This window comes from Marinimicrobium sp. C6131, assembly GCF_026153455.1.
Taxonomy (GTDB): domain Bacteria; phylum Pseudomonadota; class Gammaproteobacteria; order Pseudomonadales; family Cellvibrionaceae; genus Marinimicrobium.
In genome coordinates this window covers 1,773,134-1,797,232 of sequence record NZ_CP110629.1, presented here as the reverse complement: position 1 = coordinate 1,797,232, position 24,099 = coordinate 1,773,134, and the positions used below count along the sequence as shown (strand labels likewise).

Sequence of the window (24,099 nt, the reverse complement as noted above, 5' to 3'; positions counted from 1 at the left end):
CGGAGCCGGTCATGTACCAGGACTACTTCGGGTTGCGGGAAATGCCGTTTTCCCTTACGCCCGATACCCAGTTCTTCTTCGACAGCGCTGCCCATCGGGCCGTGCTCAATACGGTATTGTTGGCCCTTCGGCATAGCGAAGGATTCATCAAAATTGTCGGGGAAGTGGGGACCGGAAAAACCCTGCTGTGTCGCAAGCTACTGGCCAGCCTGGGGCCGGAATTTCTCACCGCCTACATTCCCAACCCCTACCTGACGCCGGATGAACTGAAAGGCTTTCTGGCGCAGGAAATCGGTGTGTCGTCAGCGCCCGACATGCCGGCCTATCAATTGCTGAACGAGATCTATGGTCGCCTCGTGGCTCTTGCCGCGGAAAAGCGGCGCGTGGTGCTCGTGGTGGACGAAGCCCAGGCCATGCCCCGGGAAACCATTGAAGCGTTGCGCCTACTGACCAATCTGGAAACCGAAAAAAGTAAACTGCTGCAGGTGGTTCTGTTGGGACAGCCGGAATTGGAGGAGGTGCTCAACCGCAGCGACCTCCGCCAGTTGAAGCAGCGTATTGTGTTTTCGGAAACCCTGGGCACCATTGATCGCCGAACCCTGCCCGACTATCTCGATTTTCGTCTGCAGTCGGCGGGTTATCGGGGGCGCTCCCTGTTCACCCGTGGGGCGGTCAGACTGATGCACCGCGCATCCGGGGGGATTCCCCGACTGATCAACGTGCTCGCCCACAAGGCTCTGTTGGTCAGCTATGGTCAGGGGCGCTCCATGGTGGGTCGGGCTCAGGTGGCCAGAGCGGTACAGGACACGACCGAAAGTCGTCGTTTGGGGCGCTGGTTATCCGCGACGCCCTTCGCGTGGACCCCCTGGCTGGCTGTCTCATTATTGTTGGTGGGCTTCGGTGTCGGCCTCTGGTGGTATGGGGTGGCGCCATGAGCCTGATGAACGAGATGTTGCGCGACCTGGATCGGCGCGGCGGTGCGCCTTCGGACGTGACCGGGCCATCAACACACCGTGCCCAACCGGTGCAGTCGCGCTACCTGGTTGGGGTGGGGTTGGCTGTTGTCGTGGCAATAATGACGGGCTTTCTGGTGTTCTGGACATTTGTCGGATCGGATGATGGAACCCGGGGCCAGTTGACGGACACGCCCACACCACCGGTCGACTCCGACGTGGTGGCGGAGTCGAAGACGGCTGATCCGGTCGAGCCGGTTGCCGACGCGCCAGACACACCTGAAGTGAAGGCGGCATTGACGCCGCCCGTGAGTCTGGAGCCTGCGGAGGAGGCTCCGGATGCGCCACGAGGCTCCACCCCCTCGGCGGATCAGGCACCCATCCAGGTGTTGCTCGACAAGGCGCGGGAGGCCCGTGATCGGGATCGGCTGACGCGCCCGGCGGGAGACAACGCGTACGAATACTATCAACAGGTCTTGGCTATCAGCGCTGAGCACCCCGAGGCGCTCGCCGGATTGGCGGCTATCGCCCAGCGTTATCGGGAACTGGCCGAAGCCGCCATGGACCGGGACGCTCTGGATGCGGCCCGGCAGTTTCTGCGCCGGGCTCGCTCAGTGGCGCCGCAACTGGCAGGAATGCAGAATAGCGAGGCCCGACTGGAGGCCTTGCAGGGCCGTCAAGCAGAGGGCGATACTGAGCCGGAGGCCGATAAGGCGGCGGACGCGTCCTCGCTCAGTGTCCGGCTCGACCCGGCAACGGAGGATCAGCGGCGAGCGCAGCAGGCGCGTCAGTGGTGGTCTCGCGATCAGCATGGCAGAGCCCGACACTTTCTCGAACAGACGCTCGCCCAGTGGCCGGATGGGGCGGCGCCCCCGGCTTTGAGTACCGTGGCGTTGGTGGAGTTTTACCTGGAAGAGGGTAATGCCTCGGACGCGGAGCAACTGCTGAATCGGTCCCAAGCCTTGCCGGACGATGAGCGGGCACGCCTGGGTGCCGAGCTTTGGTCTCTGCGCGGAGACAATGCCCGGGCCCTGGTGATGCTGGAGCGTGCGGCGGAACAGGCCGCGGACAATGAACCCTACCGGGCCTTATGGGCTCGCCTGAATTATGAGCAGGGACGCCACGAGCAGGCGGCCAATCACTACCGACAGTTACTGAATGACTTTGGCGCACGGCCGGCCTACTGGTTGGGGCTGGGGCTGGCGGAAGATGCCCGGCAACGTGAGGCGGTCGCGCTGCACGCCTTTGAGCAGGCACTTGCCAGTGGCGCTTATGAGGGGAACGAGTCCATTCGCCGTTATCTGGAAGGGCGCATCGGTGCCCTGGCCCGTCGAACGCAACACCGGGAACCCTGACATGGTTGAGACGCAACAGAATACCCGCAAACGTATTCGCATAGGGGATCTGCTGGTCGCCCAGCAGATGATCACCGAAGAACAACTCTCCCACGCGCTGGAAGAGCAAAAGCTGAGCGGCCGGAAGCTCGGTAATACGCTGGTGGACCTGGGATACGTAGACGAAAATGCGCTGCTTAACCTCCTTTCGGACCAGTTGAACATCCCCTTTGTGGAGTTGCGCCAATTCCGATTTGATCAAGAGTTGATCCGGCGCTTGCCGGAAACCAGTGCACGCCGTTATCGGGTGCTTCCGCTGCGTGAAGACCCCGATGGCTTACTTCTGGGTATGGCCGACCCCACCGATATTTTTTGCCTCGATGAGCTCACCCGTCAACTGGATCAGCCGATCAAACCGGCGGTGGTGCGTGAATCGGAACTGCTGGATGTGCTCGACATCGCCTACAGCCAGGCCAGCGAAATTGCCTCTCTGGCCGAAGAGCTGGATGAGGAACTGGAAAGCTCCGCCATCGATCTGACGGATTTCGCCGCCGAGGCGACCGATAGCGACGCCCCAGTGGTCAAGCTGTTGCAGAAAATTTTTGAAGAGGCCATTACCGCCAAGGCGTCGGACATTCACATCGAACCGGATGAAACGGTATTGCGGATTCGCAACCGCATTGACGGCGTACTGCTCGAACAGGTGATGAATGAAAAGCGCATTGCGCCGGCCCTGGTGGTGCGCCTGAAACTGATGTCCGGATTGGACATATCCGAGAAGCGCAAACCTCAGGACGGGCGTTTCAACCTGAAGGTGAAGGGGCGCAATATTGATGTGCGTCTGTCCACCATGCCGGTGCAATTTGGTGAGTCGGTGGTGATGCGCTTGCTCGACCATACCGATGGTGTATTGCCGCTGGGCAAGGTGGGAATGCCACCGGCGTTGGTTGACCGGTTTCGCAAAATCATCGTGCGCCCCCACGGACTGGTGTTGGTCACCGGCCCGACCGGCAGCGGTAAGACCACGACGCTGTACGGTGCGCTATCGGAGCTGAACAAGCCAGAGAAGAAAATCATCACCGTGGAAGATCCGGTGGAGTATCGCCTGCCGCGTATCAATCAGGTCCAGCTTCACGAGCGCATCGGCCTGACCTTTGGCAGCGTTCTTCGGGCGTCACTGCGTCAGGACCCGGACATTCTGCTGGTCGGGGAAATCCGGGATGCCGAATCCGCTGAAATTGCCCTGCGCGCGGCCATGACCGGCCACCTGGTGTTGTCCACCCTGCACACCAACGATGCCCTGACCTCCGCGCTGCGCCTGATCGACATGGGGGTGGATGCCTACCTGGTGGCCACGGCGCTCAAGGCGATCGTGGCTCAGCGCCTGTTGCGCCGCATCTGCACCAGTTGCATTCAGGATCACGAGCCGGATGCCAATGAACGCCAGTTGTTGGCGGCCATTGGTAAAGATCGGGACCTGAGTCAGGTGCAATTCAGGCAGGGGGCGGGCTGTCCGCACTGTCACAATACCGGCTATCGCGGTCGGGTCGGCGTTTTCGAACTACTGGAAGTCAATGGGGCCATGGCCGAGGCGCTGCGGGACAACAGCCTCAATGCCTTTACCCGAGCGGCCCAGCAGAGCCCCAACTATCGCCCCCTGAGCCACAGCGCACTCGATTATGCGATTGAGGGCATCTCCACCCTCGAAGAGGTCATGAAAGTCTCAGCACAGATCGAAGATGAGGCAGAGTTGATCTGATGGCCCTCTACCAATTCAAAGGCCGCAACGCCGAGGGTCGCCCCGTATCCGGCCAACTGGAGGGCCCAAGCCCCGACGCCGTTGCCGGCCAGCTGGCCGGGCGCGGGGTGACCCCCATTGCCATCGAACCCTATGAGCACCGCCCCAGTTGGTCTGAACGCTGGCAGGAGTGGCGCCACAGCGGGCAGGTAGAAACCGTTGACCTGATCATGTTCTGCCGGCAGATGTACACCATTACCCGGGCGGGCGTGCCTCTGGTGCGGGGCATTCGCGGCCTGGCCGCCAACCTGCGCCACGTGACCTTTCGCAATACCCTGGAAGACATCGCCGACCGACTGGAATCCGGCCTCGAGCTGTCGGTCGCCATGCGTCACCACCCGAACGTGTTCAACAACCTGTTTGTGAGCGTGGTGAGTGTGGGGGAGGGCAGCGGCTCCCTGGAGAGCGCCTTCAAACAGTTGAGTGAGTATCTGGAGCGGGACCAGGAAACCATCAAGAGCATCAAGGCGGCGCTGCGCTACCCCGGTTTTGTGCTGATTGCCCTGGGCATTGCCATTTTGGTGATCAACGTGGAGGTGATTCCCGCCTTCGCCAATATGTTTTCCCAGTTTGGTGCGGACCTGCCGCTACCCACCCGCATTCTGGTGGGTGTGTCCGATTTCTTTGTCGCTTTCTGGCCCTATCTGCTGTTTGTGGCCGTGGGCAGTTTTTACGGGTTCCGTCGCTATATCAAGACCGATAAAGGTGCCCGGGTCTGGGGCCGCAAAAAACTGGGCCTGATTGTGATCGGCGACATCATCGAACGGGCTTCCATGGCCCGCTATGCGCGCTCGTTCAGCGTGATGCTGCGGGCCGGGCTGCCGGTCAACCAGGCGCTGGATCTCTGTGCCCGGGCCATTGATAACCCCTGGCTGGGCGACAAGATCCGCGATATCCGGGCCGGTGTGGAGCGTGGCGAAGGGCTGTTTCAGACGCATATGACCAGTGGCATGTTTACGCCGCTGGTGCTGCAGATGATCGCGGTGGGCGAGGAGAGCGGCCAGGTGGACCAACTGCTCTCGGAAGTGGCCGAGTTCTATGAGCGGGAGGTGGACTACGATACCAAGCGTCTGAGCGACCGGATCGAACCCATCATGGTAGTCATTATGGCCAGCTTTGTCCTGATTCTCGCCCTGGGCATCTTTCTGCCCATGTGGGAAATGTACAACATTCAGCAGTGAGCCTATGAGCCAGAGATCCCCGCGGGTGTTCGAATGGTTGTTGGTCGCCGCGTTGATCGGCATCGTTCTGGTGTTCGCCGTGGGGCTGTATGGCCGCATGGCCGGTGACGTGCAACGGCTGAGTTTCGAGCTGGCGGCCCAGAACTTCAAGACGGCGGCTTCCGGAGTGCGGGCGCAGTGGTACCTGCAGCGGGCTCGCGGTGAAGCAGAGCGGGATGTGGTGGTGTTCAGTGAGCTGCCGACCTTGCCCGTGGGCCTGGAAGATGCCTCGGACATCAGGGTCTATCTGAACCCTCAAGGCTGGCCGGTGAACACCCGCTCCCGTCGCGAGGCCGCAGACGGGCATCTCGACCCCGAGGAGTGCCTGGACCTGTGGCGCGCGTTTCTGCATCAAGCGCCACCTGTCAGCCTGGAGGGGGCACTGGCGCCGGATGCGGTCTTCGGGGTGGCCAGGGTGGGCGAGGGCCGGGAAAGTGCCTGCCGCTACCGTCATTTGGTTGACGACAGCGGTCGTCGATATTTTGACTATTTTCCGTTTGATGGGCGGGTTTCGGTCAGCTCGTCACCGGAATGACGCTTTTTATCGGTTCAAGTGTTGGCATGGAAGTTGAATTCACCTATATTAGGTGAAAACATGCGCCAAGTGCGGAGTTCGGCGCCAGCAGTGGTTTTTACAGGTTCTACAATAACTCACGACCTTTAACGGAGTTTTCATATGAAACAACAATCCGGTTTTACTCTGATCGAACTGATTGCGGTAATTGTTATCCTGGGTATTATCGCTGCTGTGGCGGTGCCACGGTTTGTGGATTTGTCGGATGCGGCTCGTGAAGCGGCTGTTGATGGCGTTGCGGGTAACCTGGCGAGTGCCAGTGCATTGAACTATGCTGCGGCGGTCGCGACTGATGCGGGAATACAGGATGCGCCAACTCCTGTCACGATTGAGAACTGTACCGATGCGGCCGGTCTGTTGGAGGGGGGAGCGCTACCCGCAAACTATGAGATCGAGTCCTTGGCGGTTGGTGATGGTGCAAACGAAACATGTACCGTTCACTCTCCCAATGTGGCTGATTCTGAGGCTGATGCGGACTTCACCGTTTACGGTGTTGCAGCTCCAACGACCCCATAATTCAGTTTTCCTGGATACAGCCGAGTGTTTCGTTTCAAAGGTTTCACTCTAGTGGAGTTGGTTGCAGTCATTACTGTTTTGGCAGTTTTGGCTGCATTTTCGCTTCCCAAGCTGATTGATTTCTCATCGTCCGCGAAGAGGGTAGCAGCAGAGGAGTTGGCAGCGACTTTGTCCACCGCTAGTTCTTCCAATTTGGCTACCTTCATTTTGAGGGAAGAATATCCGACGGCTATTTCCCAATCGGCTTTCCCAATGAACACCTGCGGGAATGCCCGTTTTCTGTTGGCGACCGGCTTACCGACAGGCTATCGGATTGAAGCGGCCGGGTCCGGCGATGGCACGGTATCGCATATGGCTACTGTTCAGTGCGACGTTGTTGATGAGTCGAACACCGCTATCCGCGCCAGCTTTACGCTTCACGGAATCAACCCAAGCAGCTCCTAACGTCCTCTGCAACAGGTCCGACCATGCCCTCAGCGTGCGCAATGTACAATGGCCGGAAGTCATCGGGTTTCAGCCTGATCGAGCTGATCGCAGTGATCATCCTGCTGGGTATTATCAGCGTGGTGGCGCTGCCCCGTTTTTATGATACCGACGCTGCAGCGATCCAATCCGCACGCGACCAGGTTCTGTCCGCCCTGTTTACCGCGCAACAACTTGCCATGGCCCGTGCCAGCACGAGCAACACCATTCAGGTGAATGTTGTCACGTCCGGTCTGAATGTGACGGAAAACGGCACTCCCGTGGCCGCCACCGGTGGAACCTACCCACTGACACTGCCCGAAGGCGTCACCATTACGACCGGTACGGGCACCTATTCGTTTGATAAATTGGGCCGGACCGATCCGGGCCAGATTGTCATGACCCGTGGTTCGACGTCGGCCACTGTGCGTGTGGAGGCCAGCGGTTATGCCTACACGCCATGAACTGTGTCGCCAGCGCGGCGTTACCCTGATTGAGCTGATCGTCTTTATTACGGTGATTGCTCTGGCGCTCGGGGCTTTGCTGGGCGTCTATCGATATTCGGTGATCAACAGCGTGGACCCGCTGGTACGGGTGCGGCTGTTGGAATCCACCCAGTCCCGACTGGATGTGGTTTTGGCACAACCCTACGATGCCAATACGCCACCCGGTGGTGTGCCGGCCTGCGACAGTCAGGCGCCACCGGGTCGGCCCACGCCGCCGGTCTGTGCCGATTCCGGTGGTGTCAGCAGCTTCGACGGTGAAACCGACTCGCCCTATCCCGGATACAATCGCACCGTCGCGGTTGAATTTGCAGGGAGTGAGCTGGGGCTGGCCAACAACCGCTGGGCCAAGCGGATTACCGTGACCACCACAGCGCCCAGCGGCGAATCACTCACCCTCTCAGCTTACAGGACCAACTTCTGATGTGCCGGTGCCGGTCACGACAAGCCGGGTTTTCCCTGGTGGAGCTGATTACGGTCATCGTGGTACTTGCGCTGGTGGCCACCATTGGCACCGGCTTTATCGTCAGTGCCACGGAGAGCTATCGCCAGACCCAGGCCCGGGCGGCACTGGTCAATACCGCCCGACAGGCGCTGGAGCGGATGACCCGCCAGATTCGCGGTGCCATGCCCTACAGCGTGCGCATTACCAATGGTGGTGACTGTGTGGAGTTTATGCCGGTGGCGGGTGGCGGTATTTACCGTGAGCCGGTGCCCGATGTGGCCAACGGGGCGCCCCCTCACACCGCGATCCAGACCGCGCCTCACTCGGTGGACTTTGGCACCGCGGATTACCTCAGTATCGGAGCGATGGACAGCGGGGAGCTGTATGGCGGTAGCCCGGTGTCGCTGGCGCCGGTCAACAGCCGCACCGCCACCGAGGTGACGTTCCCCAGTCGGACCTGGCAGCGCAATTCCATTGGGCGGCGCTTTTTCCTGCTCAATCAGCCCCAGGCCTTCTGCCTGTTTGGCGGACAGTTGCGTTTTTATCCCGAGCAGGATCGTACGGCGGCGAACGTTGATCCTGGCAGTGACTTTGATTTGTTGGCCCGCAACGCTCAGGCATCGGGCAGTCCCTTCGTGTTGTCTGCCGCGAGTGACAGTCGCAACGTGTTACTGCAGATGAACGTCGCCTTCAGTGAGGGCGGCGAAACCATGATTTTTGAGCAGGAGGTATTGATCCGCAATGTCCCCTGATCTTTTTCAAAACCGTTCTATGCGGAAACAGGGCGGCTTTCTGTTGCCGGTTGCGCTGTTTATTATCGTCGTGATGGGCTTCGCCTCGTTGGCTCTTTGGCGCACCACCAGCCAGAGCAGTATTGCCAGTGTTCAGGAAGTAGTTACCGTGCAGGCGTTGTACGCGGCGGAGAGTGCGGTGCAGTTCGGTTTGAATGCATTGTTTTACCCCAATGCCAGTTCCCGGCCGTTGGTGGATAATCGGTGTGGTGGGTTGAATGAATCACTCGACTATTCCGGTGTTGACGGACTCAACCTGTGCACCGCTGTGGTTCAATGCAGTCTGGCGGAACCGGGCGTCTACAACCTTGAAGTTGCTGGTCGCTGCGGCAGTGGACCGACACGTGCCGAACGCTTGCTGAATGTTCAGGCCCGATTCTGATGGAATACTTCACTCGATCAATTCATGGGTTCGCTGTCGCGCGCAGCGCGATGGCACTACTGCTGATCATACTCGCTCCTTCGACCTGGGCGGTGGCCTGTGATGCCATCTTTACCAATGGCGTCCAGAGTCATTCCAGTACAGGCAGTGTCAGTCTTGATTTCCAGACGGCGATCGATGGCGGCGACAATGTACTGGACACCCCTTCGCTGATTGTGGAGCAGGAGGTCACCTGTGGTGGCGCAACCTGTACCGACAGCGGAACCCCGGCGGCCAGCAGCAGCCCGGATTTTGTGAGAGGCACTGGTAGCGACGGCGACATCTCGGGCGGTGGCAATATAAATGTTGATTCGGGGGATTACCGCTCCGTAGAAGTGAGCCAGCAGCGCCGTTTGCGATTCAGATCGGCTGGTGGACAATATCTCATGGAAAGCCTGACGACCAATTTCCAGTCTGAGTTGGAACTCAGCTCGGGTGATTACTGGATTGATGGCGATTTGGTGATTGGCCAGGAGACAGAGATCTCTCCCCGGGGAGGCGGTACGGTTCGGATTTTCGTTGACGGGAATGTCTCGTTTGGTTTTCAGGTCGAGACCAGTGGTTTCAGTGCCGACAGGCTACTGATTTATGCGACGGGAAATGTATCACTGGCGAACGAGGTCGAGCTTGATGCATTTCTGTATGCCGGCGGCACATTCTCGGCCGGCTTCCAATCGCAGGTGACCGGAGGCCTGTCGGCCTCGCAGGTCAATCTGGACAATGAAAACGAGATTGCCTATAGCGCCTCTGCTCTGGCCACCGCCGATTTTGCGCCCTTCTGTTCCGATACCGCAGGGGGTGAAGCGGGATTGGAAGCCTATTGGACCATGGATGAAGCTGCCTGGTCCGGCACGAGCGGCGAAGTCGTTGATCAAAATGGTAACGGTAACCATGGTACGGCACGTAATGGTGCCGATACCGAAACGGCATCGCCCGCTCTGGCAGGAGATCCGGGCACCTGTGGCTATGGTCAGTTCGACGGTAATGATGACTACGTGGACGTGCCCGGATTGTCCGATACGTTGAATGGCACCGCCAGTCTGGCGTTCTGGATCCGCACGACCCAGACGGGAAATGATACTGGATGGGTGGCTCCCGGTATTGCGGGAGTGGAGCAAAACGGCGGAACGAATGACATATTCTGGGGCTGGCTTGATGGCAGTGGTCGCATTGGTGTGTCGGTAGGCAACGACTACTCCACCAAATCCCAGAGTGCCATCAATAACGGCCAATGGCGCCATGTTGTTTTGATACGGGATGTGGTGCAGGCGGAGTATCGTATTTATATCGACGGTAGTCTGGACGCATCCGGCGCGATCAGCACGGCGGAGGCCACCACCGCTTATAGTTCGATTGGCCGAATAGAAGACACCGGAGGAACGCCCGAATACTTTGCGGGTGATCTGGATGAGGTACGAGTATACCGTGGTGCGCTGACCGATGTGGACGTTACCGCCGTCTATAACGCCACTCATCCCTGCGGAGATGCGATCTGTTCTGTTGGAAATGCTGTGCCGGGGCTGCAGGGTGAGTATTTCAACAACCAGACCCTGTCGGGTGGTCCGGAAGCCACTCGGGTCGACGGCCCCATTGATTTCTTTTGGGACTTTGGTCAAGGGCCGGCTCCCCTGGCGAACCGGGATGACGATTTTTCCATCCGCTGGACAGGCAAACTCTATGTGACGCAATCCGCTAACTACCGGTTTCGCACCCGTTCGGATGACGGTGTGCGCCTCTGGGTGGATGGTGATCTCGTGATAGAACGCTGGAATGATCACGCGGTGCAGACCGATACCAGCGGCAATGTGTCCCTGGAGGCGGGGGGCGCTTACGATGTGACCATGGAATTTTACGAAAACGGTGGCGTAGCAGAGATTGAATTGTTATGGCGCCAGATCGGTGGCGGGCCGTCCAATTACCAATTGATTCCTCCTGGTAACAGTGAAGGAACGGCGGCGGGACTTTATCACTGTCAGGTCAATCAGGTCGCCACCTATACACTGGAACACTCCCTCTCCGGGGTAACCTGCGAAGCCGAGCCCGTGCAGATTACTGCCCGGGACAGTGCGGGTAATGCGGTGGCCCCGTCCGCCGGAACCGAAATCATACTGGGTGTCGACCCGGCGGACATCAATGCATCCTGGGTTGGAGGGAACAGCTACATATTCGGTGGCACGGAAACCGGGGTGGTTCGCTACCTCAGCCAAACGACGCCCGCCACGCTGGTACCCGAAGTGGCGGAAGTAAACGGTGATGCGTCCGGCCGATCTCCGGAAGCTATCGTGTTTTCCGATGTCGGCCTGCGATTCTACGGGAACCGCGCAGGCGATCCGATTCCCCACCAGATTGCGGGGGAGACGGACCTGGACCCGGTGGTGCGGGTTGTCAGAACTGACGACAGCACCGGATCTTGTCTGAATGTTCTGGCGGGGGAAACCCGCTCGGTCGATCTGGCATACGAGTGTCGGGATCCAGCGGTGTGCGTCCAGAGCCCGGCGCAAACCCTGACGCTCGATGACAACGCCATCGCCGCGAATGACCAGGCTCAACCCCTAACTTATACCGCGACCGACCTGGCCTTTGATGCCGAGGGTTTTGCCAGCGTGCCGTTTGAGTTTTCCGATGTGGGACAACTCAGGCTGCATGGTCAAACGCTCGTCGAGGTGGAAACTGACCCCGGCCGCGAAGTGCTTGCGTCGGGTAGTAGTAACGAGTTTGTGGTCAAACCTTATACGTTGGTGGTGGACGCCGTGCGGTCTGGAGCTGGCAACCCCAATCCTGGTTCCGCCACCAGTGGAGCGGGCTTCGTCGCCGCCGGAGAACCATTTACTGTAGTACTGGAAGCCCGCAACGCAAGGGGAGCGGTAACGCCCAACTTCGGCAATGAAACCACTGGCGAGTCCGCTCGACTGAACTGGACGTCGTTGATATATCCCTCAGGCGGAGATCCTGGGGTGTTGGGAGGGAATGCAAGTTTTACCCTGTTGGAAGGCGGGCGGCTGCAAAACGATAATGTCACTTGGGACAATGTCGGTGCCCTCACCCTGACCCCGCGTCTGGTGGATGATGATTACCTGACTGCCGGTGATCTGCCCATGCTGACTGAAAGCGGTTCGATCGGTCGCTTTTACCCGTTTGACTACCATCTTAGCGGGGCGACGGTTACCGATGCATGTGGAACTTTCAGCTATCAACACCACGCGGCCCTCAATGTGGCTTTTACGGTGCAGGCCCGCAACCTGTTTGGTGCGGTTGTCTCCAATTACGACAATGTCAGCCTGGGTTACAGCGGCGTTGCGGTCCCCGGATATGTCGCGGAGGACAGCGACGGCGGCAATGGTACAAACCTGAGTGGTCGCATCCAACTCCTGAGTGATGCCAACTGGACCGGAGGCGTGCTCGAAATCCAGGACCCCAGCGCCGCCTTCCTGCGCGCCGCCAATACCCGACCCGACGGTCCCTGGGGTGATCTGCAGTGGGGGCTGACCCTGACGGATGCGCTGGACGCCCGTCCATTGGTGGATCTGGATATGAACGCCAACACCAGCGGCGATTGCGTGGCGGCGGGCAACTGTAACGCGGTTGCTCTGGGCGAGTCGCTCAATCTGCGCTATGGCCGCCTGCACCTCGAGGACGCCTTCGGCCCCGAAGTCATTGATCTGCCGGTGCCTTTTTACACCGAATTCTGGAACGGTTCAGAATTTGTCCGCAACGTCGACGACAGCTGCACCCGCATTCCCCGGGAAGCGATAACCTATCAGCCGACCGGCAATCTGGTGGACGACAGTAACCGCACGGTTCCTATTGGCGGCGGCAGCACCACGGGTCAATACGCCAATCTCGACGGGGTGGGGGTCAACTTCAGCAGCAGTGATGCCGATCACTACTTCACCGCGCCGGGGGAGGGCAATACCGGGTCGTTCGATATCGGGATGGATCTGACCAACCGCCCCTGGCTGCGCTTCGACTGGAATCAGGACGGTGATTTTCTGAACGATACTCAGATGCCTCCCGCGAACGTCGGCTTTGGTTCTTACCGGGGGCACGATCGAATTATTTATTGGCGAGAGGTTCTGGAGTAGTAGGGAATCAAATGGTGCAGATTATTTTAGCCTGAAGCGTTTTCTCATCGCGTCCGGCGTCAGCGAGGAACACCGTTTGCAGACCCGCCGTGAACCCGTCCCTGGGGGCTTCTCGTCGGCATCCATGCCTTCGAGAGTCTGCAAACGGTGTTCCTCGCTGACGCCTCAGTGCCACACCAATGCTTTGCGGCACCACATGGGAGCCTTACGGCTGGTCTTCTTCCAGACGGATATCAATCGCCAACTGATCCGCGATGGAGTCCAGATCATCGTGTAGCTCGTTCATATCCACCGACTCCGGAACCTCAATCACACCGTTGGCCTGAAACAGCGGTTCGCCGGACCAGGGCATACTGGAATAATCGGTTTCCAGTTCGCCCATGTTGATGTTGCGCTCGGCGAAGGCCTGGGCGATTTCGAACACAATACCGGCGCGGTCCGGTCCGGCCACGGTAAAGCGGAACGCCCGGAAGGGCGCGCGCTCGGTGGCTTCTGCGGATTCGACCACCAGCTTCAGCCCCTGTCCGCCCAGGGCCTGCAGGGCGGCGGTCAAGGGTTCGCGCTGCGCTTCGGGCACCGCAACCTGTACAATACCCGCGAACTTGCCGGCCAGGTGCGACAGGCGACTTTCCAGCCAGTTGCCCTCGTGCTGCTGGATAATCTGCGCCAGTCGCTCCACAATGCCCGGCTTGTCGTCGCTGATCAGCGTCAAAATCAGATAGTGTTGCATCGTTGTCATCCACTTCAGAGTTGTTATGCCACCATTGTGGCGCAACCCCGGAAAAAAGTCATTGTGAAGCCATGATCATTCCCCATCAGCAAGTATCCGCGGACGCCCTGCGTGGCCTTATTGAAGAATTCATCACTCGCGAGGGTACTGACTACGGTTGGGAGGAAACCAGCCTGGAGCGCAAGGTGCAACAAGTGCAGGCCCAGATTGAGCGGGGCGATGTGGTGATCGTGTTCGACCCCGCCACCGAAACCGTCAGCCTGCTCCCGGAGCGGGATGCCCGGGACCTCGGAGATGACTGACTGGCTGAAAAACACCCCGTCGAACCCCTCGGCCCGCTTGCTGCTGGCCCACGGGGCGGGCGCGTCCATGGAAAGTGACTTCATGAACGCCATGGCCGAGGGGCTCTGTGCCCGGGGCGTTGATGTCTGGCGGTTTGAGTTTCCCTATATGGCCGAGCGGCGGAGTGGAGGCAAAAAGCGGCCACCCAACCGTCAGCCCGAGCTGCTGGAGGCGTGGCGCGAGGCGATGGCCTCTGCGCAGCCGACGGCGTTTCCCCTGCTGATAGGCGGCAAGTCGCTGGGTGGGCGGATGGCCAGCCTGGTGGCCAATGAGCCCGGGGTGTCGGGCCTGGTTTGCCTGGGCTACCCCTTTCATCCGGTGGGCAAGCCGGACAAGACCCGTCTGGAGCCCTTACAGGCGGTTCAGGTGCCAACCCTGATTGTGCAGGGCACCCGCGATGCGCTGGGTAGTCGGGACGAGATCCGTGGTTATGACCTGCCCTCGACCCTGAACTGGCTCTGGCTGGAGGATGGCGACCACGACTTCAAACCGCGAGTGAAGTCCGGGTACCGTCAGCAACAACATTGGCAGTCGGCGATCGAGCGTATCGTTGACTGGATTGATCAACACTGGGGAGAGCGCCCGTGAACCATCTGTTTTTACATTGTCGGCCCGGTTTTGAAAAAGAGTGCGCGGCGGAGATTCAGGAGCTGGCAGCGGCCGCCGGTGTGTACGGGTTTATCAAAACCCGGGAAGGGCAGGCCTATGTGATCTACGTGACCCATGAGCCCGAAGGAGCGTTGAGGCTGGTTGGGCAACTGCATTTTATGGATCTGGTGTTTGCCCGTCAGTGGTTCGTCACTACGGCGCCGTTGGCCAACCTGCCCCCGGGGGATAGGGTCGGACCGCTGGTGGAAGCGGCGCAAGCGCTGCCCGCGGCACGCTCACTGGTGGTGGAGACGCCCGATACCAATGAGGGCAAGGAGCTGTCGACGCTCGGCAAGAAGCTGACCTCACCGTTGATGGCCGCCCTGAAAAAACAGAAGCTGGTGGACCCCAAGAGCCGCTGGCACTGGCACCTGCTGGTATTGTCCGGCCAGTGCATGTATCTGGGCGTCAGCCCGGTGGATAACCGTGCGGCCTGGCCCATGGGCATTCCCCGCCTGCGTCAGCCCAGAGAGGCCCCGAGTCGGGCCACATTGAAACTGGAGGAGGCCTGGCATCACTTTATCCCCGAATACGAGTGGGATGTCCGCCTCGCCGGCGGACTCAAAGCGGTGGATCTCGGTGCGGCGCCGGGTGGCTGGACCTGGCAACTGGTGCGCCGGGGCATGTTTGTCGATGCGGTGGACAACGGTCCCATGGCGGAGTCGCTCATGGAAACCGGCCAGGTCACTCATCACCGGGAAGACGGTTTTGTCTACCAGCCCAAAAAGCCGGTGGATTGGCTGGTCTGTGATATCGCCGACAAGCCCGCCCGGGTGGCGAGCATGATCGGACTCTGGGTCAGTCAGGGATGGTGTCGGGAGGCGGTGTTCAATCTGAAATTGCCCATGAAGCAGCGCTACATGGAAGTGGCACGTTTGCGTGAGCGTATCGAGCAGCAGTGTGAAGCGGCAGGGCTGGATGTGGCATTGGCGTTCAAACAGTTGTATCACGACCGAGAAGAAGTGACCGGCCACATCATGCGCTTGCGATAGCGTTTCCTAGACCGGGTTCTTGTCCAGCAATGTGATTTTTTCAAAGTCCGCCAGCGTCGGGTTGAGCTGGTTCATGACCTCATGACGTTCGTCGCTGTAGTACCAGCGCTTCCAGTCGTGCAGAGAACGCCACTTGGACAGCAGATAATGATGGTTGGGGCGCTGCAGGTCCCGCAGGGTTTCACCGCTGAGGAAGCCCTCGGCCTGGTAAGCGGATTTGAGCGCTTTGCGCGCGGCCATTTCGTAGGTGCTTTCCATTCCGTCGGCAATATGGCGTTCAACGAGCACGTAGATCATGAATGAATCCGGCAAATGAGTAGTAAGGCATCAGGGCGTTATTCTAGCGCCCACGCCTGCGAATGCAAAGCGCGCGTCAATGCCATTGGTTTGGGGGGCTTTCGTTGCGTTGTAAAATCCACTCGGCCAAAGCGACCCACTCGTCCAGCAGTTCATGCAGCAACGCAACGCGCTCGGGGTGGCGTTGATGGTCGTGCAGTGCCTGTTGGCCCAGCGCCGTGAGAGCCGCCAGTATTTCACCCACGGTCTGTGCGTGCAGGTTGCTGAGCAACTGGCGGTTGAGTTCAGTGCTGGCGCCATCTGCTGAGGTTGTGGCCGGCGCGGAAGGGAGTGCTTTCAGGGCCTGTTGTATGGCTTGCGCGAGATTCGGGTTATCATGGCGAAGTAAATGAGAGGTGATGACCAGCGCAGTGGGCGTTAGTGCATTGTGTGCAGTATGGCGATTGGGTGACGGCATAAAGACTACCCCTGTAAAACACGACGCCCTGATTCGCTGAAACAGCGCTCTGCTCCTGCGGGCAGATCTCCTACTCTGAAGTCTAGCAATGAAGTGGGTGTTTTACCGACGAAAGCCGAAAAATTTCGTTTTGATGAAAATGGGAAGGGTCGATGTCTGTTCGCAACGAGAGTCTGGGGACTATTCACAAAGCGTTGGACGCTCGGGGCCTGGTGTGCCCAGAGCCGGTCATGTTGTTGCATCGCGCTGTGCGGGAGATCGCTGCCGGAGAATTGATCGAGATGATTGCCACCGATCCATCCACGGAGCGGGATGTGCCCAAGTTTTGCCTGTTTCTCGGGCATGAGTTGGTGCTGGAAGAAAGGGACGGGGAAGAGTACCGGTATTACATCCGTAAAAGTGGCTAGCTTCAGTAGGTCGGGTTAGCGCGACAGCGCGTCACCCGACAACACCTACCCAAGCTATCTTGAATCAATACCCATCAACCAACAGCGAAATGGCCGCCAAAGCCTCCGGGTCTTCCGCCTTGATCTTGTTGGCAATCTGGTGCTGGAAAAAGTACCGGAACTGATCGCTCTGCTGCGCCGGATACAGACAGGCATCCCCCGGCAGGACCGGAGTGCTCACGATTTTGTTCATGTCGGTGAGCATGCCGTAAATACTGCCGTCATGCTGCAGGCGCCAGCTGATCACCTCGACGAGGTTCAGCTTGTTGGTTTCTTCCGTGGCGAGCACCGCATGGGTGCCAATGGTATCCGGCAACTCCTGAACGACATCGTCGTCATTCTCACACTGGAGCTCGTAATACTCGGCGGCGGTTTCCAGTTCGACCACCTTGTGAATGGGGGCGTCGAAGAAAACGTCGTCAATGCCGGGGTCGTAGTAACCCTCCCACTGGCCGTTGAGCGGATCGCAGATATCCGGGCAGGCAACGATGTCATTGAGCCAGGGCACAAGGCCAACCACCTCGCCGTTGGCGCGCAGACCCCAGCACAGGATTTTCAGGCTGAACAGGCGATCGTCGCTGGTATCGTTGGAGTACAACATTTCCAGGCCGTCCAATTCCGGTGCCAGGCGAACGAAACGCTGATCGTGCAGCTCGGAGAGAGACTTTCCTGTGAAGAGATCAACCACATTTTCCGTGTTGTGGCGCGACTGTGAGGTCTTCATAATACACCTCCCGGCTGAGGCTGGGGCTAACGACGCTAGCCCAGGAGACACCGATGGTGTCAGAGAGGTTCCCGAGCACAGCTCGAGCCTTTTCAGAACCATCTGTCACTAAAGTATAGGTTATAACCCGAAAGCACAACACCTAGTAGTAAAAATCTTTCCGCACACCAGAGCCAGCCTGCCCGAGTGTGTTTGAGGAGTTGCATGTTGACCGATGTTGGTGACACTAGCCGTCACGATTGCCGAGATTTGATCCAGTTGTTTGACCAGACCTTCCGCGAGAGCCATGCCACTCGCCTCTGTGGAGGTGCCGAGGAGCCCCTGTACGCCCCCGGCCGCCCCCACCGCATCTGGTTTACCCGTAACTACTTCGCCAGTGCGCTGCACGAGGTAGCCCACTGGTGTGTCGCCGGCCGCGAACGGCGCCTGCAGGAGGATTACGGTTACTGGTACGCGCCGGATGGCCGCACGGCGGCGCAGCAGGCCGAGTTCGAGCGGGTGGAGGTGCGCCCCCAGGCGCTGGAGTGGTTGTTCTCCCGGGCGGCTGATTGGCGTTTTCGCCCCAGCGCCGACAATCTGGACGCGGGGTTCGGCCCCAGTGAGGAGTTCAAGCGGGCGATCCATCAGCAGGCACTTCGTTTCTGCCGGGAGGGGGTCACGGATCGGGTCCATGCCTTCCTGGCCGCGCTGGTGGGTTTCTATGGCACCGCCAACAACGTAGAGGCGCTGTTGGTTGAAGCGCGTTTCGATTGGAGGGAACTGGCATGACGCCGTCCCCGATCTGTCTGATTGACGCATCAATCTACATTTTCCGATACTATTTTTCCCTGCCCGACCACTGGTCGAGTCGGGAGCACGGCTATGGTACCGGCGCCGTGTACGGCTACAGCACCTTTCTGATGCGACTGATTGAGCAGACCCGGCCGACCCACCTGGCGGCCTGTTACGACGAGAGCCTGGGCCAGTGTTTCCGCAACGACCTGTACCCGGACTACAAAGCCAGCCGGGCCCATCCGGATGAGGCCCTGGCGTTCCAGTTGGCCGCCTGTCGCCGTTTTGGTGAAATTCTGGGTATCGCCAGCTTTGCCAGCCGGACCCACGAGGCGGACGATCTGATCGGCTCACTGGCCCGTACCATGCGCCGCAGCCCCCGGCCGCTGGCGATCCTGACCCGGGACAAGGACCTCGGCCAACTCCTGTGTCGCCCCCAGGACTACCTGTGGGACCACGCCGCGGACCAGCGGGCCTATGCCCCGGATATTGAAGCCAAGCTCGGCGTCCGACCCGACCAGTTGGTGGATTATCTGGCGTTGGTGGGAGACAGCATCGACGATATCCCGGGCGTTCCGGGAGTAGGGCCCAAGACGGCGAGTGCGCTGCTGGCGCATTTTGGTACTCTGGATGAGCTTTGGGCGAACCGGGAGGCTGTCGCAACCTTGCCCATCCGGGGGGCGAAGTCCCTGGCGGCGAAGTTGGAGGTGCACTGGGAGCAGGTGGCGATTTCCCGGCAGTTGGCCAAAATCGTGGACAATCTGCCGTTGGACGTTACTCTGTCAGATCTGACCTTCGGGCCGGTCGATTGGTGGGCAATGGAGGAGTTCGCCGACGAAATGGGCTTTGGAGACGGTTTTCTGAGCCGGGCCCGACGAGTATTAGAGGATTATTGAATGCGAATCGTAGCGGATGAAAACATCCCTCTGGTCAATGAATGCTTTGGGGAAATGGGGGAGGTTGTTCGCCTGCCCGGGCGGGATATGACCAACGCCGACCTGCAAGGTGCCGACGCGCTGCTCGTGCGTTCCGTCACCCAGGTCAACGAAACCCTGCTCCACAACACCCCCGTGCGGTTTGTGGGCACTTGCACCATCGGCGTCGACCACCTCGATATCGACTATCTGGAACGGCAGGGCATCGCCTGGTCCAGCGCCCCGGGGTGCAACGCCAACTCCGTGGTCGAATATGTCTACGCGGCGCTGGCCCATCTCGATCTCGACTGGCTTGGAAAGCGGGTTGGCATCATCGGGTGCGGTAACGTGGGTGGACGGCTGTATCAGCGACTGAAAGCCCAGGGGGTGGAATGTCGTGTGTACGACCCGTTTCTTTCCATCGAGCAGGTACCCGACCTGACTTCGCTGGAAGCCGTACTGGACAGCGATGTGGTGTGCATGCACACCCCCTTGACCCGGTCCGGCCCACACCCGAGTTATCACCTCATCGGTACCAGAGAACTTCAACGGCTGCGCCCGGGCGCGGTCTTGCTCAATGCCGGGCGCGGGGCCGTCATCGATAACCAGGCCCTGTTGGCTCACCTGGAAGCCGGAGCGGATCTGCGGGTGGTGCTGGATGTCTGGGAGCCGGAGCCGGATATTTCCCGGCCCCTGTTGGCGCGGGTCGAGCTGGGCAGCCCCCATATTGCCGGGTACAGCTACGATGGCAAGATGCAGGGCACTTTCATGATTTACGAGGCCCTGTGTCGGCACCTGGGTCGCGCGCCGGATAAAGTGTTGGATGCCTTGCGCCCGGCGGTGGCGGACCCGGAGCGGACGCTGGCGGACGGTGATGTCTGGTCGGCGCTGAAAACGCTGATTCCCCAAGTGTACGCCATTGCCGAGGATGACCAACGCCTGCGGGCGTTGGCTGACCGGGCGGAGCGGGGCGAGGTGGATTTCGCCAAGGGGTTTGATCAGCTGCGCAAGCAGTATCCGAAGCGGCGGGAGTTCAATAATTATCGGGTGTCGGGAGCATCGGGTGAGGCGCGAGCGCGGTTGAACGAGCTAGGTTTCAAGTAGGGCACCCCTGTGGTACCGATCTTGGATTACGGCGGATGCGCCTGGCTCCACAGGTTGCGTAGGGCGGCATAAGCGCGAAGCGCGCATCCGCCGTAACCCCGCCGTAACCGACCGTGCCGCATCCGCCGTAAAACGTTTTAAGGATGATGCCGGGCCTGCCGAAACAACTCCAACATCACCTGCTCAATCGCGGTCGACGAGCCGTGCTTGAGCACATCCCGTAACAACTGTACCCCATTGTCGGCGCGAGCTGCGGCCTGTACATCATCGCTGGGGTTGGCATCTGAATCGGGGGCGTCCGAGTCGTGGGGCAGGGCCTCGAAGCCGACCACATCGTGTACCGGCAGGGGGCTCGCCAGGAGGGTGAAGCCCCGCTGGGTCAACACCGCCTGATCAATGGCTTCCTGCCGGACCAGAGTCTCATACCGCAGGTAACCGGTCTGTGCGAGCCAGAGCATCGTGGAAAGACAGCTCTGGTGGCGGGGGCTGTGCAGGCCGAACTCATCCGGCGTGTCCGGCCCGGCAATATCTTCCACAAACAGCATGGTCGGGCGCGGAAACTGGTTGTACAGCTGCACCAGAATCCGCGCCGCATCTTTGTAGAAGTCTGCGATATGAATATCCGCCATGACGCCTGATACCTGTCCCGTACCTTATTGCGAGTAATGCTCCAGGAACCGGCCCAGGCGCTGAATGGCCTTGGTCAGGTCGTCTTCCCGGGGCAGGAATACAATCCGCAGGTGATCCCGGTCGGGCCAGTTGAAAGCGGTTCCCTGTACCAGCAGTACTTTCTCCTGAATCAGGAAGTCCAGCACCATCTGTTGGTCGTCCTTGATTTTATAGCGGTTCAGGTCCAGTTTCGGGAACAGGTAGAGTGCGCCCTTGGGTTTGACGCAGCTCATGCCGGGAATTTCATCAATGGCCTTCAATGCCGCATCCCGCTGATCCCGCAGGCGGCCGCCGGGGACGATCAGCTCGTTGATGCTCTGGTAGCCACCGAGCGCGGTCTGTACCGCGTACATGGCCGGCACATTGGCACACAGTCGCATGGAGGCAAGCATTTCCAGGCCTTCAATATAGCCCTTGGCCTTGTGCTTGGCGCCGCTGACGGTCATCCAGCCGGAGCGGAAGCCCGCCAGACGGTAGCATTTGGACAGGCCGTTAAAGCTGACGCACAGTACGTCCTGGGCCAGGCGAGCCAGGGGAATGAATTCGGCATCGTCGTACAGAATCTTGCTGTAGATTTCGTCGGCGTAAATGATCAGGTTCTTTTCCCGCGCGAGCTGAACAATCTGCTCCAGCACATCCTGGCTGTACACCGCCCCGGTGGGGTTGTTCGGGTTGATCACCACAATGCCGCGGGTGCGGTCGGTGATCTTGCTGGCGATATCGGCCACGTCCGGAAACCAGTCGGATTGCTCATCGCACAGATAGTGCACCGCTTTGCCACCCGCGAGGTTGATCGCCGCCGTCCACAGCGGGTAGTCGGGGGCGGGCACCAGCACCTCGTCGCCGTTATTCAGCAGCGCCTGCATGGCCATGACGATCATTTCGCTGACGCCATTGCCCAGGAAAATATCGTCGATTTCAATATTGGGGATATCCAGGCGCTGGCTTTCCTGCATGATCGCCTTGCGCGCCGCGAACAGCCCGCGGGATTCTGTGTAGCCTTCCGCGTTGGGCAGGTTGTAGATGACGTCCTGGATGATTTCATCGGGGGCGGCAAAGCCAAAGGGCGCCGGATTGCCGATGTTCAGCTTGAGAATTCGGTGGCCTTCTTCTTCCAGGCGGTTGGCGTGCTCAAGAACCGGGCCGCGAATGTCGTAGCAGACCCCTTCGAGCTTGGTGGATTTATTGACGGTGCGCATCTACAGTATCATGTCCAATAATGGCGGGTTAAAAATCAGATGTACGGCACTGAAAGCCGAATCATGCCTGAATCATCCCGTCTCTTCCCAGCCCCTGTCAAGGAGCAGCATCTATGAGTGACCCGAAAAATCGCAGCGACGCCGAATGGCGTCAGCAATTGTCGCCGGAGCAATACCGGATCTGCCGGGAGAAGGGCACCGAGCCACCGTTCACCGGTGAGTATTGGGATGTGTTCTCAGACGGAACCTATCGGTGTCGTGGCTGCGGCGAACCCCTGTTCGATGCCGATACCAAATTCGATGCAGGCTGTGGTTGGCCGAGCTTTTACGCGCCAAAATCCGAGACGGCCATTGAGGAAGCCTTTGACGGCAGTCACGGTATGAGACGAACCGAGGTGATGTGCCGCCGCTGTGGGTGCCACTTGGGACACGTTTTTCCCGATGGTCCCGCACCAACGGGATTGCGTTACTGCATCAACTCCGCATCCATAAAGCTGGACGAGGAGTAGGGGACCGGATCGCTGTTGCCGATTGACCGGATTAATCGTAGAGCTGCTTCTTTTTCCAGTCGGTTTCCTGCTCGAACTCTTCCCACTCTTTCTTTTCTTCCGGCGCAGAGCCCTCTTTGGTGGGGGAGGCGCCGTCAGCGGACAGTTGTTCAAGCTGACTCTCCAGCTTTTTGATGATGCCGTTAATCTGGGCCAGTTGCTTCTGGAAACCCTGTCCGCCTTTCTCCTGCGTCAGCATCTTGCGGGCCAGGTTGTAGTAGTGGATGGCGAGCCTGGGTTTGCCGGCGGCCTGGGCCTGTCGGGCGGAGACCGCGTGGGCATCCACGGAAACCAGCAGGGCCAGGCGTTTGATCTGGTCCTTGTAGGTCTGACCTTGCGCCTGACCGATATTGCCGCGCTCGGTCTGATGCGCGATAAATCGGTACAGCTCCTGCAGGAGCCGCTTGATTTCGACGGCTTGCTCCGCGGAGGCAGGGCGCGCGCGCTCGGCAGGGGTGCGATGTTTAAGCGCTTCGAGCTCGCCGGAGTAGAAAGTGAAGTCCTCCATGTGTCCAGGCTCCCGCGGCTCCAGCCGGCTGAGCTGTTCACAGGCATCGAGCAGAGCCCGGTAAATGATCAGGGTCAGGTCCTTGCCCAGCAGCCCCTCGGGGAACCCGGAAATCATGTATTTGAAGTTGCGCTGTCGATGTTTGAGGGCGGTCAGCAGGCGTTGGCGCCGCTTTCTGCGTTTTTCGAGTGTCTGGGATATGAAGGCGTACCCTACCAGCACGATGAGCAAGGCGAAAATAATGCTGGCAATCATTAAAGAGGACATAGGCCGCCGCTGTTATTGATTCGAAGTTTATCGGGTCGAATGGGGAATTTGGCGTAAAAACCGCAGTATAGCACTAATGATCGGGAGGGCTGAAAGAGGGGCGTCGCTAAGTGGTTGTTTTCCCGGTCGAATAATTCGAAAAAAGTGTTGACAGGTGCCGGTCCGCTCCCTAGAATGCGCTCCACTTTCTGAGGGTAATGCCACGGCATAAAGCGCTCAGGGAGGTCCGGGTCCCCTTCGTCTAGAGGCCTAGGACACCGCCCTTTCACGGCGGTAACAGGGGTTCGAGTCCCCTAGGGGACGCCATTGCGGGAATAGCTCAGTTGGTAGAGCACAACCTTGCCAAGGTTGGGGTCGCGAGTTCGAGTCTCGTTTCCCGCTCCA

The 24,099-nt window shown here is 59.6% G+C and carries 27 protein-coding genes and 2 tRNA genes; 22 read left to right on the top strand and 7 right to left on the bottom strand.

Annotated features, from left to right (window positions below; all coding sequences use genetic code 11):
• The first annotated feature begins 11 nt into the window (after window positions 1-11).
• The 12 genes from OOT55_RS07725 (at window position 12) to OOT55_RS07670 (ending at window position 13,099) form a co-directional block, all read left to right on the top strand.
• The gene (locus tag OOT55_RS07725; protein WP_265368522.1) at window positions 12-935 is read left to right on the top strand and encodes an ExeA family protein; all 924 of its coding nucleotides are present in this window, start codon (window positions 12-14) and stop codon (window positions 933-935) included.
• Window positions 932-2,308, top strand: coding sequence for a tetratricopeptide repeat protein (locus OOT55_RS07720; RefSeq protein WP_265368521.1), 1,377 nt, complete (start codon window positions 932-934; stop codon window positions 2,306-2,308). Before OOT55_RS07725 ends, OOT55_RS07720 begins: the two co-directional genes overlap by 4 nt.
• Window position 2,309: 1 nt before the next feature.
• A complete protein-coding gene (locus OOT55_RS07715) occupies window positions 2,310-4,046 on the top strand; it encodes a GspE/PulE family protein (RefSeq protein WP_265368520.1) in 1,737 nt (578 codons plus the stop codon).
• Window positions 4,046-5,266, top strand: coding sequence for a type II secretion system F family protein (locus tag OOT55_RS07710; protein WP_265368519.1), 1,221 nt, complete (start codon window positions 4,046-4,048; stop codon window positions 5,264-5,266). Before OOT55_RS07715 ends, OOT55_RS07710 begins: the two co-directional genes overlap by 1 nt.
• Before the next feature lie 4 nt (window positions 5,267-5,270).
• Entirely contained in the window at window positions 5,271-5,840 is a 570-nt protein-coding gene (locus OOT55_RS07705) for a hypothetical protein (RefSeq protein ID WP_265368518.1), read from the top strand.
• Between the two features lie 141 nt (window positions 5,841-5,981).
• Entirely contained in the window at window positions 5,982-6,395 is a 414-nt protein-coding gene (locus OOT55_RS07700; RefSeq protein ID WP_265368517.1) for a type II secretion system protein, read from the top strand.
• Between the two features lie 24 nt (window positions 6,396-6,419).
• Window positions 6,420-6,839, top strand: a complete 420-nt coding sequence (locus OOT55_RS07695) for a type IV pilin protein (RefSeq protein WP_265368516.1) — start codon at window positions 6,420-6,422, stop codon at window positions 6,837-6,839.
• A gap of 23 nt (window positions 6,840-6,862) precedes the next feature.
• Window positions 6,863-7,321 (top strand): pilus assembly FimT family protein, encoded by a 459-nt coding sequence (locus OOT55_RS07690; RefSeq protein WP_265368515.1) that lies wholly within the window; start codon window positions 6,863-6,865, stop codon window positions 7,319-7,321.
• Window positions 7,305-7,784 (top strand): prepilin-type N-terminal cleavage/methylation domain-containing protein, encoded by a 480-nt coding sequence (locus OOT55_RS07685; protein ID WP_265368514.1) that lies wholly within the window; start codon window positions 7,305-7,307, stop codon window positions 7,782-7,784. The genes OOT55_RS07690 and OOT55_RS07685 overlap by 17 nt, the downstream gene beginning before the upstream one ends.
• A complete protein-coding gene (locus tag OOT55_RS07680) occupies window positions 7,784-8,557 on the top strand; it encodes a PulJ/GspJ family protein (RefSeq protein ID WP_416140979.1) in 774 nt (257 codons plus the stop codon). Before OOT55_RS07685 ends, OOT55_RS07680 begins: the two co-directional genes overlap by 1 nt.
• 19 nt (window positions 8,558-8,576) lie before the next feature.
• Entirely contained in the window at window positions 8,577-8,978 is a 402-nt protein-coding gene (locus OOT55_RS07675; RefSeq protein WP_265368512.1) for an MSHA biogenesis protein MshP, read from the top strand.
• Between the two features lie 50 nt (window positions 8,979-9,028).
• A complete protein-coding gene (locus OOT55_RS07670) occupies window positions 9,029-13,099 on the top strand; it encodes a DUF6701 domain-containing protein (protein WP_265368511.1) in 4,071 nt (1,356 codons plus the stop codon).
• A gap of 205 nt (window positions 13,100-13,304) precedes the next feature.
• On the opposite strand, the gene OOT55_RS07665 is transcribed toward OOT55_RS07670, so the two are convergent.
• Entirely contained in the window at window positions 13,305-13,829 is a 525-nt protein-coding gene (locus OOT55_RS07665; protein WP_265368510.1) for a glycine cleavage system protein R, read from the bottom strand.
• A 71-nt stretch (window positions 13,830-13,900) separates the two neighbouring features.
• Here OOT55_RS07665 and OOT55_RS07660 point away from each other — a divergent pair, with 71 nt between their 5' ends.
• Genes OOT55_RS07660 through rlmM form a run of 3 tightly spaced genes read left to right on the top strand, consistent with a single transcriptional unit; the run spans window position 13,901 to window position 15,811 of the window.
• Window positions 13,901-14,131 (top strand): YheU family protein, encoded by a 231-nt coding sequence (locus OOT55_RS07660; protein ID WP_265368509.1) that lies wholly within the window; start codon window positions 13,901-13,903, stop codon window positions 14,129-14,131.
• Window positions 14,124-14,759, top strand: a complete 636-nt coding sequence (locus tag OOT55_RS07655; RefSeq protein ID WP_265368508.1) for an alpha/beta family hydrolase — start codon at window positions 14,124-14,126, stop codon at window positions 14,757-14,759. The genes OOT55_RS07660 and OOT55_RS07655 overlap by 8 nt, the downstream gene beginning before the upstream one ends.
• The gene (gene rlmM, locus OOT55_RS07650; protein ID WP_265368507.1) at window positions 14,756-15,811 is read left to right on the top strand and encodes a 23S rRNA (cytidine(2498)-2'-O)-methyltransferase RlmM; all 1,056 of its coding nucleotides are present in this window, start codon (window positions 14,756-14,758) and stop codon (window positions 15,809-15,811) included. Before OOT55_RS07655 ends, rlmM begins: the two co-directional genes overlap by 4 nt.
• Window positions 15,812-15,817: 6 nt before the next feature.
• Here rlmM and OOT55_RS07645 read toward each other — a convergent pair whose 3' ends face one another.
• Complete coding sequence (locus OOT55_RS07645; protein WP_123637756.1) at window positions 15,818-16,108, bottom strand: antibiotic biosynthesis monooxygenase family protein; 291 nt, start codon at window positions 16,106-16,108, stop codon at window positions 15,818-15,820.
• Between the two features lie 76 nt (window positions 16,109-16,184).
• A complete protein-coding gene (locus OOT55_RS07640; protein ID WP_265368506.1) occupies window positions 16,185-16,565 on the bottom strand; it encodes a hypothetical protein in 381 nt (126 codons plus the stop codon).
• Window positions 16,566-16,717: 152 nt separating this feature from the next.
• Here OOT55_RS07640 and tusA point away from each other — a divergent pair, with 152 nt between their 5' ends.
• On the top strand, window positions 16,718-16,972 hold the full coding sequence (tusA, locus tag OOT55_RS07635; RefSeq protein ID WP_265368505.1) for a sulfurtransferase TusA: 255 nt from the start codon (window positions 16,718-16,720) through the stop codon (window positions 16,970-16,972).
• Window positions 16,973-17,036: 64 nt separating this feature from the next.
• Here the strand turns inward: tusA and OOT55_RS07630 are convergent, their stop codons facing one another.
• Window positions 17,037-17,735 (bottom strand): hypothetical protein, encoded by a 699-nt coding sequence (locus OOT55_RS07630; protein ID WP_024460654.1) that lies wholly within the window; start codon window positions 17,733-17,735, stop codon window positions 17,037-17,039.
• A gap of 204 nt (window positions 17,736-17,939) precedes the next feature.
• Here OOT55_RS07630 and OOT55_RS07625 point away from each other — a divergent pair, with 204 nt between their 5' ends.
• Genes OOT55_RS07625 through OOT55_RS07615 form a run of 3 tightly spaced genes read left to right on the top strand, consistent with a single transcriptional unit; the run spans window position 17,940 to window position 20,524 of the window.
• The gene (locus OOT55_RS07625; protein ID WP_265368504.1) at window positions 17,940-18,503 is read left to right on the top strand and encodes an elongation factor P hydroxylase; all 564 of its coding nucleotides are present in this window, start codon (window positions 17,940-17,942) and stop codon (window positions 18,501-18,503) included.
• A complete protein-coding gene (locus tag OOT55_RS07620; protein ID WP_265368503.1) occupies window positions 18,500-19,402 on the top strand; it encodes a 5'-3' exonuclease in 903 nt (300 codons plus the stop codon). The genes OOT55_RS07625 and OOT55_RS07620 overlap by 4 nt, the downstream gene beginning before the upstream one ends.
• The gene (locus OOT55_RS07615; protein ID WP_265368502.1) at window positions 19,403-20,524 is read left to right on the top strand and encodes a 4-phosphoerythronate dehydrogenase; all 1,122 of its coding nucleotides are present in this window, start codon (window positions 19,403-19,405) and stop codon (window positions 20,522-20,524) included.
• A gap of 137 nt (window positions 20,525-20,661) precedes the next feature.
• Here the strand turns inward: OOT55_RS07615 and OOT55_RS07610 are convergent, their stop codons facing one another.
• Together OOT55_RS07610 and OOT55_RS07605 are read right to left on the bottom strand one after the other, a co-directional pair.
• Window positions 20,662-21,153 (bottom strand): hypothetical protein, encoded by a 492-nt coding sequence (locus OOT55_RS07610; RefSeq protein WP_265368501.1) that lies wholly within the window; start codon window positions 21,151-21,153, stop codon window positions 20,662-20,664.
• 24 nt (window positions 21,154-21,177) lie between these two features.
• Window positions 21,178-22,392, bottom strand: coding sequence for a pyridoxal phosphate-dependent aminotransferase (locus tag OOT55_RS07605; protein ID WP_265368500.1), 1,215 nt, complete (start codon window positions 22,390-22,392; stop codon window positions 21,178-21,180).
• A gap of 113 nt (window positions 22,393-22,505) precedes the next feature.
• Here OOT55_RS07605 and msrB point away from each other — a divergent pair, with 113 nt between their 5' ends.
• Window positions 22,506-22,901 (top strand): peptide-methionine (R)-S-oxide reductase MsrB, encoded by a 396-nt coding sequence (gene msrB / locus OOT55_RS07600; protein ID WP_265368499.1) that lies wholly within the window; start codon window positions 22,506-22,508, stop codon window positions 22,899-22,901.
• 31 nt (window positions 22,902-22,932) lie between these two features.
• Here msrB and OOT55_RS07595 read toward each other — a convergent pair whose 3' ends face one another.
• The gene (locus OOT55_RS07595; RefSeq protein WP_265368498.1) at window positions 22,933-23,715 is read right to left on the bottom strand and encodes a hypothetical protein; all 783 of its coding nucleotides are present in this window, start codon (window positions 23,713-23,715) and stop codon (window positions 22,933-22,935) included.
• A 230-nt stretch (window positions 23,716-23,945) separates the two neighbouring features.
• Here OOT55_RS07595 and OOT55_RS07590 point away from each other — a divergent pair.
• Both OOT55_RS07590 and OOT55_RS07585 read left to right on the top strand, forming a co-directional pair.
• Window positions 23,946-24,021: transfer RNA gene (locus OOT55_RS07590), tRNA-Glu, on the top strand.
• 2 nt (window positions 24,022-24,023) lie between these two features.
• A tRNA-Gly gene (locus OOT55_RS07585) sits at window positions 24,024-24,099 on the top strand.